The organism is Clostridia bacterium (genome assembly GCA_016887505.1).
Classification (GTDB): domain Bacteria; phylum Bacillota; class TC1; order TC1; family UBA5767; genus UBA5767.
Genome location: CP069393.1, coordinates 587,000 through 603,490 on the forward strand (window position 1 = coordinate 587,000; position 16,491 = coordinate 603,490).

Here is a 16,491-nt window from a genome sequence, read left to right on the forward strand (position 1 = left end):
TACGCTCAAATCACTTTGGGATAGAAATAGCTGAAAAAGGACAGACAGATACACACCTCTTACACCCAATGCATCGCTCATCCACAATAACTGCAATTTTATCAGTCAGGTCAATGGCACCCATAGGGCAGACATCTTGGCATTTACTACATCCCATGCATAGAAGAGGGTCAATTCTAGGGACTGGTCCTCTGTTTACGTTGGGCATAGGTATTGGCTCCATCATGGTCTTACAATTGGGACAGCTCTTTTGTGGCGTTTCTCCAAAGGATACGGTGCTAGTGCTATAGCCGCATTCTGGACATTTGATAAACTGAATTATCGGACGTTTATTTTTCGAATTATCATTGGCATTCTTAGACATGATTCTACCTCTCCCTGTAATATTGTTACTATAATACATCCGGGGGGTATAAGTGTCAAATTTTTATATGGCAATATAATATCTTGCACATCAAACTAAAGAACGTGGACAAAACGATTCCTTTGGAGTATTCTAATGAAGGATATATGTTCAAAAATACAGATTAGGGGGCTTAAAGTGGAAACAGTATCAATGCTAGTAGGGTATTGAAGAGTAATAGAGACGATGTGAGGTGTCTATGAGAGTAACCATGGTATGGCCGAATTGTGATAAATTTAATGATTCGGTAATTTCTGAACATAATGACTTGTTTTGGGTTGAATGTCCCAAAGAAATAGCTGAGAATAAAGTATTCCCTTATATGAAGAAAAGAACAATTAAAGAGACTCTGCGAACTGTTCGAACTGAAACCTGTGATTGTGATTTGATGAAAGAACATGGGAACCGGGTTAATTGTTATTATTTTTTAATTTCCAGAGACTTAAAGATTATCAAGCCGATGCTTTGGTTTTATCTTAGTAGTCATGATGTAAATGGTAAACATCCTCTTAGAAAGATTGAAGAGGTTCACTTAGATAGCTTAAAAGATCTATCTAGTCTAAATCCAGTACTAATTTAAAAATATAGAAAACGTATTCCTGTTGGAATACGTTTTTTTAAATACCAGAAATGATGAATTAACAAAAAAACTCTGGTTCGAAATTATTTATGTTACCTTGTGTAGCATAGAGTGTTACTTTACGAATGATATGATTGATAAAAGAAGGTAATGGCGACGAAAAATAGAATTGGTATATTAGCCAGAGTTACGAAAACGTATTCAAAAAAATTGAGGAGGAAAAAGATGTTTAAATTCCAAAATGGAGAAAATAATTACAGGTTTTATCAGACAAGATATGGTATAGAATGTTGTATGTTGGATGCAGATGGGAATAATAAGGATTGCAGAATATCAACTGAGGTCACTCTACCTACGAATGAAGAAGAAGCAAAAGCTGCACTTAAAGATGACAATTGGTTTCCTTCTGAAGAATTGTTAGATAAAAAACTTTTCGCTGGAGGTCTTTGCCGTTTAGAATCAAGAGCAGGAGACAAGGTAAGGGTATTCAGCAAAGACAAACTTGGAAAATATAGTTTTATTGATCTAATGAAATTGGGCTTTATGTCTGATTTAGATAAAGAGAGTATTAAGGGTAAAAGAGCAACGGAAATGATGAATGTGGTAGCAGATTTTTGCGCAAGCAATGATATCTCATACATGAAATTATTCAAAGAAGAAGCCGACGCTGTAGAGTTTGCTGAATTCTTGCACGATGGAGGATTTGTTGAATAGGAATAATTGTTAGGGGAGCCGACAGGCTCCCCTAATTCGTATAAGGATGGTATAGAAGTATGAGTATGATATTTAGCTGTAAATGCTATAATAAGTATATTCTGAATTTTCACTATACTTACTATTGCTAGGTTAGTATGGAAAGGACAGTTATGATACCCAATCGATGGTATGCAGTGCTTTCAGAAAAAGAATTGAAGAATAAGAGTTTACTTTCAATCAGGTGTTTTGGCATAGACCTTGCTTTGTGGCGACGTAAGGATGGTTCCTACGTATGTCTAACGGATCAGTGTTGCCACCGTGGGGCGAGCCTATCAAGGGGAAAAGTAAAAGGTGATTTGCTTCATTGTCCATTTCATGGGTTTGCTTATGATGAAAAAGGAATCGTGAGAATAATACCAGCCTTGGGTAAGCATTCTGTAGTTAATGAGCGATTCCATATAAATCATTTTAAAACTCAAATACGATATGGATTTCTATGGGTATTCTATGGCAAGGAAGAAGAAGCACCATCTGATATACCCTTTTTTGAAGAACTAGAATCAGGTTACATTTATGGTGAGTTTTCGGAGGTTTGGCCAGTCCACTATACGAGAGCGATAGAAAATCAACTAGATGTAGCTCATTTGCCTTTTGTACACGATACAACGATAGGTAGGACTAAGAAAACACTGGTACATGGCCCAGTGGTTATTTGGGAAAAAGAGAAAATGACATTCTATGTGAAAAATGAGAAGGATGATGGACTTGTTACTCCTTTGAAACCGGATGAGATAAGACCATACAAACAATTGTTTTCATTGCAGTATCAAGTTCCCAATATCTGGCAGAACAGAATATCTGATTCGTTAAAAATATTGGCAGCGTTTGTACCCGTTGATGAAAACCATACTCGAATATATTTACGAACATATCAAAAGAAAGTAAGTATTCCATTACTAGGTAAACTGTTGACTCAAATCATGCAGGTGGGGAATAGGGTGGTTCTACACCAAGACCGAAGAGTAGTTGTTTATCAAAAGCCGATAAAAAGTGAGCTTAATATGCATGAAAATTTAATTCAAGCAGATTTACCAATTATTGAATTTAGGAAAAAAAGGGAACAATTAAAAGGCTTACATAAAGCCTAACGGGGGACTAAGGGATGGCGCTTAAGGAAAGAGATTTGTACCAAAAGCTATTAAACAAGATTGATGACGGAATTTATTTTGTAACGACCGATCGCACCATAAGCTTCTGGAATAAAGCAGCAGAAAGAATCACGGGTTATATGAGTGACGAGGTGGTAGGAAGCAAATGCTATGATAATATTTTGAATCATATTGATAAAGAAGGCATAGGCCTTTGCCAGGTCGCATGTCCCCTGGTAAAGACAATGGAAGATGGTAAGGACAGACAAGCTCCAGTTTATCTCCGGCATAAGAAGGGCTATCGTGTTCCGGTCAGTATCAAGACTTTACCCATATACGACGATCAGGAAATTGTAGGTGCTATTGAGATTTTTACGGATCAAGAAGAACCCTTCAGTTTGTTGGAAAGTATAGAAGAATTGACAATATTAGCTCATTATGATGCATTGACTGGTTTAGCGAATCGAAGAAAAATTGGTGACTTTTTGCAACAAAACCAATTGAACCAAAATGACTTAGATATTCCTTTTGGTGCAATTTTAGCTGATATTGATAATTTTAAAAGAGTCAATGATTGTTATGGCCATGATGCTGGAGACGAAGTAATTAAGATGACAGGTAAGGTGCTATCTAGCATTGGACGAAAGAGTGATCTAATCGGTAGATGGGGTGGGGAAGAATATGCAGGGATATTTCCTGGTGTTTCGCAAGACTATCTTAAGAAGATTGTAGAAAAGATGAGAGTTATGATTGAAAACTCGGTTGTTTATTATAAAGGAGAAACCATTGAAATAACCATTTCAATCGGTGCTGCAATATCTCGAAAAGGAGAGAACCCAACAGAATTAATGAACAGAGCGGATAAGATGTTGTATCAGTGTAAATCTGATGGCAGAAATTGTGTAGCTGTGGAATAATGGACAAAAATTGGCGCGTAAATGAAACATTATTGTAGTGCTACCGTCTAGAAGAGTAAGGAGGGATGTTTTATGTTTTTGAAGATAAATACGAAAATAGTCAACATCGTACTTATTCTTGTCATGCTATTAGGATTCACAGGCTGTGAAGAAGCCATTGAACCAAGTGAGGTAACTGTAAATGAGGAACTTTCTTTAGCCAACACTTCTTTTTCCTTTGATATGCTAAGGATGCTCAACAAAGAAGAGGAAGATGGCAACGTGTTATTTTCTCCCTTAAGTATTTCAATAGCTCTTAGTATGGCCTTAAATGGTTCACAAGGCGAGACGCGTGATGAAATGGTAGAAATGCTGTCTTATCAGGAATTAGATATGAACTCTATCAATCAGTCCTATGCCGACTACCAAAATTATTTAGATAATCATAAAGGAGATACGGAGTTATATTTGAAAAATTCCATATGGATTCGGGAAGGCGAAGAAATAAAGACTGACTATTTGGATGTTATAGCCAAACAATATCTCGCAAGATTAGACTATCTGGATTTCAATGATCCAGATTCAGCAACTGCTATCAATAACTGGATTGAAGAAGCTACAAAGGGAAAAATTAGCGATATGATAGCGCCACCCTTACCTTCAGATGCAGTAGCCTATCTAATAAACGCAATTTATTTTAAAGGAGATTGGGCTGAACAGTTTGATAAGGATAGTACCTTTGATGCAGAATTCTATAAGCAAAATGGTCAAACTAGTACCGTTAAAATGATGAATGACAAGAGAACGGTATGGTATATGGAAAATGAAAATATGGAAGCAGTTCGTATTCCATATGTAGATGAAAATCGAAGTATGATTATTCTGCTTCCAAAGGAAACAGATTATATCGATAATTTGATCAACCGATTAGATGAAAAGATATTTTCAACAATTCTAGAAAGTTTTTATGAAGTCGATGATATGATACTGCAAATACCTAAGTTTGAGATGGAATATGGAACTAAAAATTTGAATCAGTCTCTTAAAAACTTGGGCATGAATATAGCTTTTACCTCTGATGCTGATTTTTCCGGCATGAGGGATGGATTGTATATTTCAAATGTGTTGCATAAGGCCTTTATTGAAGTAAATGAGCAGGGAAGTGAGGCAGCAGCTGCAACTGTAGTTGACCTGAAAGAAACTGCTATGGAGAGTCCAAAAAAATTTAGAGCAGATCGACCATTTCTATTTTTAATTTATGATGAGGATTCAAATAGTATCTTATTCTTAGGGAAGTATAGCGAATAAGATTAAGAGACAAAAAGAGGAGTGATGAAATGAGTATGTCATCACTCCTCTTTTTTATTATAATTCTTCCTAAAATGTATGGAGCTTGAAGATATGTGATGTATAATTCTGTCTTTGAAAATTATATTATGACTAGTCTAGATTTTCAGGCCTTTGAACTTGGATTTTCAGATATTTAAAATGTATAATATAAATGAGACTAGCATAGGAGAATTATATTTCTACTGTAAGTACTAAGAATAGTAAGAAAACGATTGCAGATTTGTTAGGGGAGGAATATATGAATAAGAAACCGAAAATTTTGACTGTGAATAAGGGACCCTTGGTCATTCAAGATTTAGAAAGTATTCATGCAGATACAGGGCGGGAGGTTTCTATTGATACTCCAGTTGCATTGTGCCGTTGCGGTGGCTCAGAGAATAGTCCATTTTGTGATGGCAATCATGCTAAAATTAACTTCAATGATGAAAAAGCTCCAAATAGAATAGAAAGAAAAAAGTCTAGTTACATCGGACATGGAATTACGATACATGATGATCGGGGCATTTGTTCTCATGCAGGTTTTTGCACAGATGAACTACCAAAAGTATTCAGAATGCATGAAGAACCATGGATCGATCCGGATGCTGAATGTGTTGAAAAAATAATTGAAACAATCCGTAAATGTCCGTCAGGAGCTCTAAGTTATTCAATTGATGGCACACTGTTTGATGAATATTCAGAACAGCCCAGCATTAAAACTGTGGCTAGGGGACCGTATTATGTATCGGGCTCTGTGGAATTTGACCACGAGGATGAACTGGCATCGAAAGAGCATTATGCGGTGTGTCGCTGTGGTAGCTCTAAAAATAAGCCATTTTGTAGTGGGGAACATTGGTATATAGGTTATGATGATACCGGATTGATTAGAACCCCGGCAAACCGTATGCATAAAAAACCAATGCTTTTAGAAGCAAATGAAATAGTACACAACATGGTCCAACAAGGTGTAAGTGAAAATACGGCTATGAGTACACTACAACCGTATGATGGATTAGATACAGTGCTTTTTAAAGCTGCACAACTGAATCGCATGCCGTTAAATGAGGATGTTCCGGTAAAACTTGCAACTGTGATCGGAAAAAATTGTAGGAAACCACTAAGGCTTTCCCTCCCATTTTATATTTCTCATATGAGCTATGGGGCTATTTCAAAGGAAGCCAAAAAGGCTTTAGCAGTAGGATCATCAATCGTGGATACAGCAATTTGTTCTGGTGAGGGTGGATATTTGGCCCTTGAACGCGAAAATGCAAAGCACTATATCTATGAACTGGGGACCGCTGAATTTTCTCATGACGAAAAGGCTATAGCAAAGGCAGATGCTGTAGAAATTAAAATCGGACAAGGTGTTAAACCTGGGGTTGGTGGTCATTTGCCAGCGGAAAAAGTAACAGAGGAAATAGCAAAAATCCGCCATTTAAAGCCAGGACAAGATTCTGTATCGCCTGGGCGGTTCTCTGGTATAGATACCATAGACGATTTAATCAAAGTGGTGAATTGGATTCGTGAAATCAATCCTGATATTCCTGTAGGCATTAAGATTGCAACTGGTCAAATAGAAGAGGATATTCGTTTTGCCTTGAAGGCAAAACCTGACTTCATTACCATAGATTGCCGTGGAGGAGCAACGGGGTCTTCTCCAGGATTCCTAAAGGATAATGTGGGTGTTCCAGCCATTTATGCAATTCCAAGGGCCAAATCTGTTATGGCAAAAGAAGGAGCCGAAGTATCCCTTGTGGCGACTGGAAGCTTCCGTACGAGTGCAGATATTGCTAAGGGGTTAGCGTTAGGTGCTGATGCTATAGCGCTTGCAACAGCATCCTTGATCGGCATAGGCTGCATTCAAGCAAGAGTTTGTCATACGGGAAAATGTCCAGTAGGAATTGCTACTCAGGATGAGAAACTAAGGACTTTGCTAAAACATGAGAAATCAGTGAATGGCTTGGTAAATTTATATAATACATTAGCAGAAGAATTACGTGTATTTTGCCGAGTGAGTGGTAAACGGGATATCCATAAAATGGGAACAGAAGATTTGATGTCAACTAGCGAAACAATTGCTAGCGCTATAGGGATTACGTCCTAAGTAAACGAGTATGAAATGTTGGGTTTTGTACTGTAAATGTGAAAGGTGGAAAAAACGTGGCAACGTTTTTAGGTTGGTTGAATATTGTTTTAATCCTTTACCTTGTTTCGCTATTCCTAATCAAGCGATACATTAGTTGGAAGGGTAGAAATATCACCACAAGCATGAAATTGATTACCATCAAAATCAGTCGTTTTCATAAAATTGCAGCGATGGCTTTGCTGATGCTTGGATTGGTACATGGATATTTAGCACAAGGCAATCAATTGATCATTAACCATAGCGGGTTTTTGTTATGGATAATTGTACTCACTACGACAGTGGTGGGTATGATAAACGAAAATACAGATAATGAAAAGCTAAGAAAGTTACATGTTCAATATGCCTTTTTGCTAATAGTAGTTCTACTGTATCATTATTTTTATTCAGGACCGATAATTGGATAGTGAATGTAATAGATCAAGTATTTCAAAATATGTTATACCTGATTATCTAGACTTGTTATAGAACGAATGGTTTGAAATTATACTTTGACACAAGATAGCCATGCACTGCCGTGGGCTATCTTGTATTATTATGTCTAGGTATCGTAATTCAATTGAAATATAAATCATATTAATGGTTTATTTTGTATACTTTTTTTGATGTCATACGTTATATATATGAGATCTCAATTCATTGAAAGGCAAATGGTAATGGACAATATTGAAGCACAATTGATTATTGAAAAAGCCAACATAGTATTTCGCTACTTGCTAAGTATAGGTGTTGAGTATCAAATTGCAGAAGATATAGTGGGGGAAGCTATCTACAAATCAATCCTTTACTTTGATGGTATTGAGCCTGAAAACCTCAAGTCTTGGCTTTTTAGAGTAGCCCTAAATGGTTATTATGATCTTTTAAAAAAGAATAAAAGACAGACCTTATATGGAACAGTAGATTTAGATCGATTCAGCCAGTATTTATTGAAAGAACAGTCTGAATCACTAGAAAAGAAACTAATACAAAGTGAAAATCATAAGCTAATTGCCGAAACGATTCGAAGTTTAAACAAGAGCATGCAAGAAGTATTGCTGTTACGCGTACAAATGGAACTTAGCTATAAGGAAATTGGCGAATATTTAGATATGCCAATTGAAACAGTACGTACTTATCTTTACCGAGCTAGATTGGAATTAAAAAACAGATGGGAGAAAGAAGATGGAAAATCATACGAAAAAAGAGTATAAACTGATGGATGATATGTATGAAGTTGATGACTTAGAGCAAGAGGAGAAATGGAAAAAAATATTAAAGAAAGCCAAGACAAAATCCATATTTCGAAACCTAGGTATAAGCCTGTTGGTTTTTTTATTGTTGTTTTTGGTTGGAAATCATGTCAATAATTGGTTAATTGATGAAATGCGACAAGAACAAGAATTGGCGACTGAAGCCTTTAATATGATTTCTGCACCCAATAAATATTTGGGTAGTAGTAGTCGATTTGAAGAGTTCTTCAGAGGATATACGGAAGTATCAACTTACAAGATAATAGGCGGAAAAGTAGTCCCAACTGAATTATTGAAATACAGTTATGGACTTACGCAAGATTATAGAGGGGATTGGACTGGTAGTTTTTCTCCTGCGATTTTGTCCAGAAGCTATACCGAGGATGATGCGGAGAATGTGCACTACAATGAGTTGGGACAACGAGAAATGTTGTTTTATTATCCATTCATCAAGTATGATTCCTATCGCAATGATTTGGAACTATTGAAAGACATGGATCAGGATATGCTAATTGAAGTCGCCTTATCTCTAGATGGAGATTATTCGATAGCGGATATCCAAGAAATGTTTCCTACGCAATTGATTGCATGGTATTGGGTACTTGATTTGGATGAAGCGGAAGAAGAACAAGCTAGAGCACACTTGTATATTCAAGAAACAGAAGAAGGTAATATTGAACATCAGATACCCAATCGAGTACGATCCGAAGAGACAGCATATGGTGTAAAAGCATATTCAGAAAATGGGGAACCGTATGAAGAGCCATTGAATAGTTTTAGAAGAAATCTAGAAATGGGTATGAAACAGGACACAAGATTTACGAGTGAATTTAAAAGAGTATATCAAAATACAGGCTTAGGACAGGCATCTTCCGATGATTATGAATGTTTTGGAGGACTGGTTGTAAGTGGAAGCGTAGATGAATTACTACCGTTATTAGATCATCCTCATGTTGTAGCTAGTACACTAGGGGTTACAACAAGGAAGTATTAGCAATAGCCTTTTTTTTCAAGAAAGGAACAGGTTGCAAAAAAATGTTCCTTTAGAATTAAATAAATGGCAATATCCTAGAAAGATGCATTGTATAAAAATCATTCTGGGATATTGTTTTTTAATACGATTTTTTGCAGTTATATTTTGAATTCTTTATGTTATAATCAGGAAAAAGTTAATGTGAAAGTGGAATATGTTAAATACAGAATTTTCCGCAGTACTATTGTTTACTGCGGCTATATTATTAAATCTATCCTATTATGGATATAAACGAAGGCACATACCCGGAGCCAAAGCTCTATGTTTATTGATGCTTGCTATGAGCATACAGACCATAGGTTATGCATTTGAAATTATGAGTAGTAGCGTTGGGACGATGTTGCTATGGGTTAAAATTGAATATATTGGCATATCATTTTTCCCTGTCTTAATTATGTATTTTATAAGAGAATATTTGGATGAAAAGCGTTTTGCCAGTAGCTACGTTATGCTATTTTTGCTAGCTCAAAATATCTTAACCTTGATTTTGGTTTGGACCAATTCATATCATTTCCTTTACTATTCTTCTTATAATTTGAGCCAGACCTGGGGTTTTAATGTCTTGGTACTGAATAGAGGGATTTGGTACTATGTGCATGTATTTGTCTTTTACATGGTAGCCATCTATGGAACGTATCGTTTGTTTCAGAATATACATGGTGCAACAGGAATTTATCGTAGAAAAACTAGATTTGTTTTTTATGCTATTTCGATGCCGATGGTGGTATCCTTAGCCTATTTGTTTGGCATAGGACCTAAAAATATCGATATTACAATATTTTCATATGTATTAATTGGGATTCTAATAGCCTATGGTTTATACGAGCATGATATTTTATACCTCTTGCCGTTAACCCAAAAGGATATTTTGAATGCCATAGATGAAGCAGTAATCGTTTTAGATGATAAAGATTGTATCCTGGATTATAATGCAGCAGCGAGCAAAAATTTCAATATGTTACAGCTTAGTAAACAAGGAGATAAGTTAAAGAGCTTTGAACCTTTCAAGGAGTTTGACTTGGAGCAAGCTGAAACCAATATACATTACAACGGGCGTATATTCGGTTCTAAAATTCGAAATGGTCAAAAAGACCGTTTTAGGATTCTGGTGATAAAGGATAATACTAATCGGGAAAATGCTTATTATAAATTAAAATGGTTGGCCAATCGTGATGTATTAACATCCTTGTACAATAGACGGTATTTTATGGAACTATTCGAATGTTCTATGAAGGATGGGGTAGTCGCAATTTTGGATATTGATCATTTTAAAAATATTAACGATACCTATGGACATAAGACAGGAGATAACACCTTAATTGCTTTCTCTAAACTGCTCCAAGATTATTTCAAAAATTATCCAGTTTGCCGGTATGGTGGTGAGGAGTTTGCCATCTTTGCGGAAGACTTAGAGCTAGAAGAATTACAGGAGATGTTACAACATTGCCAGACAAAACAAGAAAATAACCCGATACTAAAGGGCATTACTTTTTCTGCTGGTATTTCATCCTATCGGGCAGGATATACTGAAGTAGCCATCGTAAAGGCAGATGAGAAGCTTTATGAAGCGAAAAAGGCTGGTCGTAACAAGGTGATTGCTTAGTAACAGGGGCTTTGTTTCATAAAAGCTCTGATAACATTTGATACTAGTAGCCAAATTGATAAAAAAGAATCTTTGGATTCTTTTTTTTTGTACAAATTTTGTTCTGAACAGCAAATGTTTTATTCCCATTTTTATCGAAATATTAAAAAGGACAAGGGAGTAAATACGATTTAGGAGGAATAATTATGAGGAAGATCAAAATTGCTCTTGCTTTATCACTATGTTTTGTGATGATTGTTTTTTCAATAGCTTGTTCTAATTCAGTAGATATAGGAAATGAGCTCGATGGAGGAATTGCTGAAACGGATGGTACAGATACACCTTCTGCTGCCTTGCTCTTAAATGGACCAATTAGTGATATGGGATGGAATGCTTCTGCCTACAGCGCTTTAGAAATGATTAAAGAAAAATATGGTGCAGAAATATCTTTTGCCGAAAGTGTTAGCCAATCTGATATGGAAGAGGTATATCGTAGCTATGCAACTGCTGGTTTTGATATCATTTATGGACATGGTTCTCAATTCACGGATGCTTGCCTGATTGTAGCAAGGGAATTCCCGGAAACACAATTCATTATCATTAACGGATCGGCAGCAGTGGAGCCCAACGTTGCCTGTATGCAGATTGCAGATGATCATCAAGGATTTTTGATGGGGGCTATTGCTGGTTTAATGACAAAAACTGGAACTGTCGGGGTTATGGGAGGCCTGGAAATCCCACCAATAACAAATGCGGTAAAAGGTTTCAAGGCTGGAGTGAAATATGTAAACCCAGAAGTAGAAGTTCTTTCAACTATGACGGGAAGCTTTGATGATGCAGCTAAAGCAAAAGAAACAACGCTTGCATTTATTGATGCTGGTGCAGATTATGTTGGTGCAATCGCGGGAGCAGCGGGAATGGGTTCAATAGAAGGTTGTCAAGACTGTGGAATATATGCCATCGGTGGAGCCGGCGGTGACCAAAGCAGTGCAGCCCCAGATACAGTTTTGGTTAGTGTTATCAAGGATGTTCCGGTACCTTTCATTTTTGCTTATGAAAAATATATGGATGGTACATTAGAACAAAAGAATTATCGAGTAGGTGTAAAAGAACATGCTGTTTACTATTCCTCTTTCCATGAATTCGAAGATTTTGTGCCACAAGAAGTGAAAGATGAACTAGAGAAGGTTATAACAGCCCTAGGAAACGATGAAATTGATTATGGGGATATTAGTTATTAGATGCCATCGATTTTTTTAATGATAAACATTTGACTTAATTGTCAAACATACATACCCAAAGAGAGAACCCATTCGTGGGTTTTTTCTTTGGGTATGGAGTATCGATAGGCTGGAGAAGATAAAATTCAAATGCTTATTATATATTATTCACCTAGCTTGTGGTGTATAATTTAACTAGTAGTTTTGGAAAATGAACTGTTTACAATTCAATATTAGGAGGCGCAATGAGAGTAATACATATAAGTGATCTGCACCTTGGAAAACGAGTGAATGAATTTCCCATGATGGAAGACCAAAAGCATATCATAGAACAAATATTGGCTATTGCTGAAGATGAAGAAGTGTCGGCAGTTATTATAGCGGGTGATATATATGATAAATCCTTGCCTTCTGCAGAAGCCATTGAATTGTTTGACCAGTTTTTGACAAATTTGGCAGAAAAGAAAATCCAGGTCTTTGGAATAAGCGGAAATCACGACAGTGCGGAAAGGGTTGGCTATTGTGCTGAAATCATGTGCCACCAAGGCATCCATTTATGCAAACCGTATAATGGTAAATTGCAGTGTATTGAAGTGATGGATAAATTTGGTCCATTGAATATTTACCTAATGCCATTTATTAAACCAGCCAATGTTCGTAGGTTTGATGAGAATATTGAAATTGGAAGCTATGAAGATGCTGTAAAGTCGGTTTTGCGAAGTGCAAACATTAATCCTGAGAGTCGAAATTTGCTACTTGCTCATCAATTTGTAACGCACAATGGTGTTCAACCCGAACGAAGCGACTCAGAAGTGATTTCTGTTGGCGGATTGGATAATATTGATTCATCCGTTTTTAAGGACTTTGACTATGTGGCTTTGGGACATATTCACCGACCACAAAACGTGGGAAGACCTACAATCCGCTATTCTGGCTCACCTCTTAAATATTCATTTTCAGAGGTGAATCATAATAAATCAGTTACGATCGTGGAATTAAGGGAAAAAGGAACTGTTTTGCTGAAAGAGGTAGCACTGACCCCAATACGGGATATGAAAAAGCTCAAGGGATCTATCACAGAACTTCTTTCAAGTGATTTTTATGAATCAATCAATACAAACGATTATTATCATATTACCCTAACAGATGAAGCTGTGATGGATGCCATAGGTAAACTTCGCATGGTATATCCAAATATTATGAGGCTTGAATTTGAAAGCAGTAGTGTAGAAGATTCAAGGAAGAGCGTGGCAATGGAGAAGATTGAATTATCCAATACATTAGAGATATTTGAAGAATTTTATGAGAGGCAAAATGGTACAAAAATGGATCAAACAAAAAGAGATATTATTGTTAAGCTTCTGAGTGAGGAGGTTTAGCCATGAAACCAATTCATCTGACAATGAGTGCATTCGGGCCTTATGCGGGAACAATTGAAGTACCCCTATCACAGCTCGGCGAAAGTGGGCTTTATCTGATTACTGGTGATACAGGTGCCGGTAAGACGACCATCTTTGATGCGATTGCTTTCGCCTTGTATGGTGAGGCAAGTGGTGACACGAGAGAAAGTGAAATGTTTCGCAGTGATTTTGCGAAACCAGATAAGAAGACATTTGTCGAACTAGAATTCCTTTTCAGGGGAGAAGAATTTAAAGTTATTCGCAATCCACGATATATTCGTCCAAAGAAAAATGGTTCTGGAATGACGACAGAAAATGCCGATGCAACGCTCATTTATCCAAATGGCAAGACCATAACCGGCAGTGGTAACGTGACTAGTGAAGTATCTGAATTATTGGGTTTAGACCGCAACCAGTTTAGTCAGATTGTGATGATTGCTCAAGGCGATTTTTTGAAATTACTACATGCTAATACTAAGGATAAGGGAGAAATATTTCGTAAGATTTTTAATACGGAGAGTTTCAAAAATTTTCAAGATAGTCTTAAAAATGAAGCCGCTGCATGGGAGAATAAATACCAAGAATTGAAGTCTAGAATTCTTCAAACCATGAATCAGGTTTCCATAACAGAAGAATTGCCTGAATTTACTCAAATTGAAGCAATCTTGCAAGAGGGAACGATCCATAATTTAGACAATATGCTTGCAATACTTGCTAATTTGGATACTCGAGATAGTGTAGCTATGGAGAATATCAGACTAGATGTACAGACGCTGGACTCCCAGATTAGATTGTTAGATGAAAAGATAGGACGACTAGCGGAAGAGGAAAGAGTCCAAAAGGAAATTGAAGAAACGACAATATATTTACGAACTCTGGTTGAACAAAGAAATGGTGCAAAGGAAACCTATGAACAAGCAAAGACAAGAATACCAGAATTGGAATCCTTGAGGACAGAAATTACAACCCTTAAAAATCATGAACCGGAGTATACTCGTCTTGCTAGTAAACAAGCTGAACAGAAAACTATTGAACGTTCCTTATTTGAAGTCGAAAAGAATATTGAAATATTGGATACCCATTTGAAATCCTACGAAAAATCGGTAGTGGAGATTCGTAACGAGATAGAGAATATTGGTGAAGTCGGTGAAGCAATCGAGCATAACATGGCTAGCAAAAAGGCCTTACAAAGAACGCTAGATGAACTAGAGCAAATTGGAGTACTTCATAAAGATTGCCAAAAGGTGGATTTAAAACTGAAAGTTCAACAGGAGCAGTACAGGCAGGTTGAGGCAATTGAAAAGAGTGTAAACCAGAAGTATCAAAAGGCTTATCATGACTATTTGGCCAATATGGCTGGTACCTTGGCGGAAAACCTACTTGAAGGAGAACCGTGTCCTGTTTGTGGTGCGACAGAACATCCAAATTTAGCCCATAAAGCCAAAGAAATACGAACAAAAGAACAAATTGACCAAATGCAGAAAGAGGCTCAAAAAGCGCTAAGGGATTTACAACAACACAGTGAAAAAACTGCTGCTTCAAGAAAAGAAATGGAAGTATTAAAGGATCAATTGGTGAAACGCACCAAACAAGTATTGGGTATCCAAGATTTGGAGCAAATAGAAGAGCAACTTCCGAATACTGTAAAAGAAACAAGAGACAGTTTGAATAATTTAGATGAAATAATACAAGGATTAGAAGCAAGACAGGTTAGAAGAAAAGATTTACGAAAGCAACTTGAAGAACTGGGGAAACGAATTCAAGAAAATCAAGATAAATTAGCATCTTTGACCAGTCAAAAAAATGAATTAAAACAACAAAATAGCCTATTATCGGGTCAGGTGGCGACAGTTCAGGAATCGTTGCGGTATGAAAGTATTGAAATGCTTATGAGTATCATTCAGAAAAATGAGGATACATATTCAAAACTGCAGAATGATTTTACAAAAGCAGAAGAAAGCTTTCGACAGCTAGAACAAAAAATTGATACCCAAAATGCTAGATTGGAAACGTTGCGAGAACAGATTGCTGAAGAAAAATCGGATAATCTAGAAAACTTAACTGTAAACCGGAATAAGAAAAAAGAAGAAAGAGATCTTCTCTTGGCCAAGCAGGCAGAGGTAGGGGAACGTTTGAGCCGAAATAAAGATGTGCGTAAGCAACTATATTCTCAAAAAGACTCCATAGTAGAAACTGAGACAAATGCATTGCTATATATAAACTTATCAGAAACAGCCAATGGAAATCTAAGTGAGAGACGAAAGATTGCATTTGAGCAGTATGTTCAGTCAGTATATTTGGAACGCATTCTTTTATTGGCCAATCAAAGATTAAGCCAAATGACTTCTGGTAGATACGAGCTAAGAAGAAAAATTGAAGCATCAAATCTTAGAAGTAAATCAGGTCTAGATATCGATGTATTGGATAGACATACTAATAAAGTCAGAAGTGTAAAAACTTTATCTGGTGGCGAATCATTTAAAGCTTCCTTAGCCATGGCATTGGGAATGTCTGATGTTATTCAACAATATGCTGGTGGAGTACAGGTGGAAGCAATGTTCGTCGATGAAGGTTTTGGTTCACTTGATCAAGAATCACTGAATCAAGCTGTGAATACATTGATTCAATTGACAGATAGTAATCGCATAGTAGGTATTATTTCTCATGTATCAGAATTAAGAGAGCGAATAGACAAAAAAATTATAATACAAAAGGGGCTACAGGGTAGTACCATCCGGATTGAGCAATAATTTGGGGATGATTTTCTAAGCCTGTTGAAGTACAATGTTTACATGGTCAAGGAGCAAGATGCCAGCTATAGTTAGTATTCGG

14 protein-coding genes are annotated in these 16,491 nt (G+C 36.6%); 13 read left to right on the forward strand and 1 reads right to left on the reverse strand.

Features of this window, described 5'->3' with window-relative positions; all coding sequences use genetic code 11:
- Window positions 1–10: 10 nt before the first annotated feature.
- Window positions 11–364 carry a 4Fe-4S dicluster domain-containing protein gene (locus JR334_02875; protein QRN86184.1) on the reverse strand — a complete coding sequence of 118 codons (354 nt, stop codon included), beginning with the start codon at window positions 362–364 and terminating at the stop codon, window positions 11–13.
- A gap of 238 nt (window positions 365–602) precedes the next feature.
- On the opposite strand from JR334_02875, the gene JR334_02880 reads away from it, so the two are divergent.
- The 13 genes from JR334_02880 (at window position 603) to JR334_02940 (ending at window position 16,409) form a co-directional block, all read left to right on the forward strand.
- Entirely contained in the window at window positions 603–983 is a 381-nt protein-coding gene (locus JR334_02880; protein ID QRN86185.1) for a hypothetical protein, read from the forward strand.
- 225 nt (window positions 984–1,208) lie between these two features.
- Window positions 1,209–1,697, forward strand: a complete 489-nt coding sequence (locus tag JR334_02885) for a hypothetical protein (protein QRN86186.1) — start codon at window positions 1,209–1,211, stop codon at window positions 1,695–1,697.
- Window positions 1,698–1,849: 152 nt separating this feature from the next.
- On the forward strand, window positions 1,850–2,827 hold the full coding sequence (locus JR334_02890; GenBank protein ID QRN86841.1) for an aromatic ring-hydroxylating dioxygenase subunit alpha: 978 nt from the start codon (window positions 1,850–1,852) through the stop codon (window positions 2,825–2,827).
- Window positions 2,828–2,841: 14 nt separating this feature from the next.
- Window positions 2,842–3,744, forward strand: a complete 903-nt coding sequence (locus tag JR334_02895) for a sensor domain-containing diguanylate cyclase (GenBank protein QRN86187.1) — start codon at window positions 2,842–2,844, stop codon at window positions 3,742–3,744.
- 72 nt (window positions 3,745–3,816) lie between these two features.
- Window positions 3,817–5,031 carry a serpin family protein gene (locus tag JR334_02900; protein ID QRN86188.1) on the forward strand — a complete coding sequence of 405 codons (1,215 nt, stop codon included), beginning with the start codon at window positions 3,817–3,819 and terminating at the stop codon, window positions 5,029–5,031.
- 280 nt (window positions 5,032–5,311) lie between these two features.
- Window positions 5,312–7,156 (forward strand): CDGSH iron-sulfur domain-containing protein, encoded by a 1,845-nt coding sequence (locus JR334_02905; GenBank protein QRN86189.1) that lies wholly within the window; start codon window positions 5,312–5,314, stop codon window positions 7,154–7,156.
- Window positions 7,157–7,212: 56 nt separating this feature from the next.
- Window positions 7,213–7,602, forward strand: a complete 390-nt coding sequence (locus tag JR334_02910) for a hypothetical protein (protein QRN86190.1) — start codon at window positions 7,213–7,215, stop codon at window positions 7,600–7,602.
- Between the two features lie 249 nt (window positions 7,603–7,851).
- Window positions 7,852–8,385: an RNA polymerase sigma factor gene (locus JR334_02915; protein QRN86191.1), complete on the forward strand. Its 534-nt coding sequence runs from the start codon at window positions 7,852–7,854 to the stop codon at window positions 8,383–8,385.
- Window positions 8,357–9,418, forward strand: a complete 1,062-nt coding sequence (locus tag JR334_02920) for a sigma factor regulator N-terminal domain-containing protein (GenBank protein QRN86192.1) — start codon at window positions 8,357–8,359, stop codon at window positions 9,416–9,418. The genes JR334_02915 and JR334_02920 overlap by 29 nt, the downstream gene beginning before the upstream one ends.
- 193 nt (window positions 9,419–9,611) lie before the next feature.
- Complete coding sequence (locus tag JR334_02925) at window positions 9,612–11,060, forward strand: diguanylate cyclase (protein QRN86193.1); 1,449 nt, start codon at window positions 9,612–9,614, stop codon at window positions 11,058–11,060.
- Window positions 11,061–11,290: 230 nt separating this feature from the next.
- Window positions 11,291–12,280: a BMP family protein gene (locus JR334_02930; protein ID QRN86842.1), complete on the forward strand. Its 990-nt coding sequence runs from the start codon at window positions 11,291–11,293 to the stop codon at window positions 12,278–12,280.
- Between the two features lie 224 nt (window positions 12,281–12,504).
- On the forward strand, window positions 12,505–13,638 hold the full coding sequence (locus tag JR334_02935) for an exonuclease SbcCD subunit D (protein QRN86194.1): 1,134 nt from the start codon (window positions 12,505–12,507) through the stop codon (window positions 13,636–13,638).
- A gap of 2 nt (window positions 13,639–13,640) precedes the next feature.
- Window positions 13,641–16,409 (forward strand): SMC family ATPase, encoded by a 2,769-nt coding sequence (locus JR334_02940; protein ID QRN86195.1) that lies wholly within the window; start codon window positions 13,641–13,643, stop codon window positions 16,407–16,409.
- Window positions 16,410–16,491 lie beyond the last annotated feature (82 nt).

What these genes read in the sequence shown, in the direction of transcription:
- JR334_02875 (QRN86184.1), bottom strand. Translation starts at nt 364, where the DNA reads ATGTCTAAGAATGCCAATGATAATTCGAAAAATAAACGTCCGATAATT.
- JR334_02880 (QRN86185.1), top strand. Translation starts at nt 603, where the DNA reads ATGAGAGTAACCATGGTATGGCCGAATTGTGATAAATTTAATGATTCG.
- JR334_02885 (QRN86186.1), top strand. Translation starts at nt 1,209, where the DNA reads ATGTTTAAATTCCAAAATGGAGAAAATAATTACAGGTTTTATCAGACA.
- JR334_02890 (QRN86841.1), top strand. Translation starts at nt 1,850, where the DNA reads ATGATACCCAATCGATGGTATGCAGTGCTTTCAGAAAAAGAATTGAAG.
- JR334_02895 (QRN86187.1), top strand. Translation starts at nt 2,842, where the DNA reads ATGGCGCTTAAGGAAAGAGATTTGTACCAAAAGCTATTAAACAAGATT.
- JR334_02900 (QRN86188.1), top strand. Translation starts at nt 3,817, where the DNA reads ATGTTTTTGAAGATAAATACGAAAATAGTCAACATCGTACTTATTCTT.
- JR334_02905 (QRN86189.1), top strand. Translation starts at nt 5,312, where the DNA reads ATGAATAAGAAACCGAAAATTTTGACTGTGAATAAGGGACCCTTGGTC.
- JR334_02915 (QRN86191.1), top strand. Translation starts at nt 7,852, where the DNA reads ATGGACAATATTGAAGCACAATTGATTATTGAAAAAGCCAACATAGTA.
- JR334_02920 (QRN86192.1), top strand. Translation starts at nt 8,357, where the DNA reads ATGGAAAATCATACGAAAAAAGAGTATAAACTGATGGATGATATGTAT.
- JR334_02925 (QRN86193.1), top strand. Translation starts at nt 9,612, where the DNA reads ATGTTAAATACAGAATTTTCCGCAGTACTATTGTTTACTGCGGCTATA.
- JR334_02930 (QRN86842.1), top strand. Translation starts at nt 11,291, where the DNA reads ATGATTGTTTTTTCAATAGCTTGTTCTAATTCAGTAGATATAGGAAAT.
- JR334_02935 (QRN86194.1), top strand. Translation starts at nt 12,505, where the DNA reads ATGAGAGTAATACATATAAGTGATCTGCACCTTGGAAAACGAGTGAAT.
- JR334_02940 (QRN86195.1), top strand. Translation starts at nt 13,641, where the DNA reads ATGAAACCAATTCATCTGACAATGAGTGCATTCGGGCCTTATGCGGGA.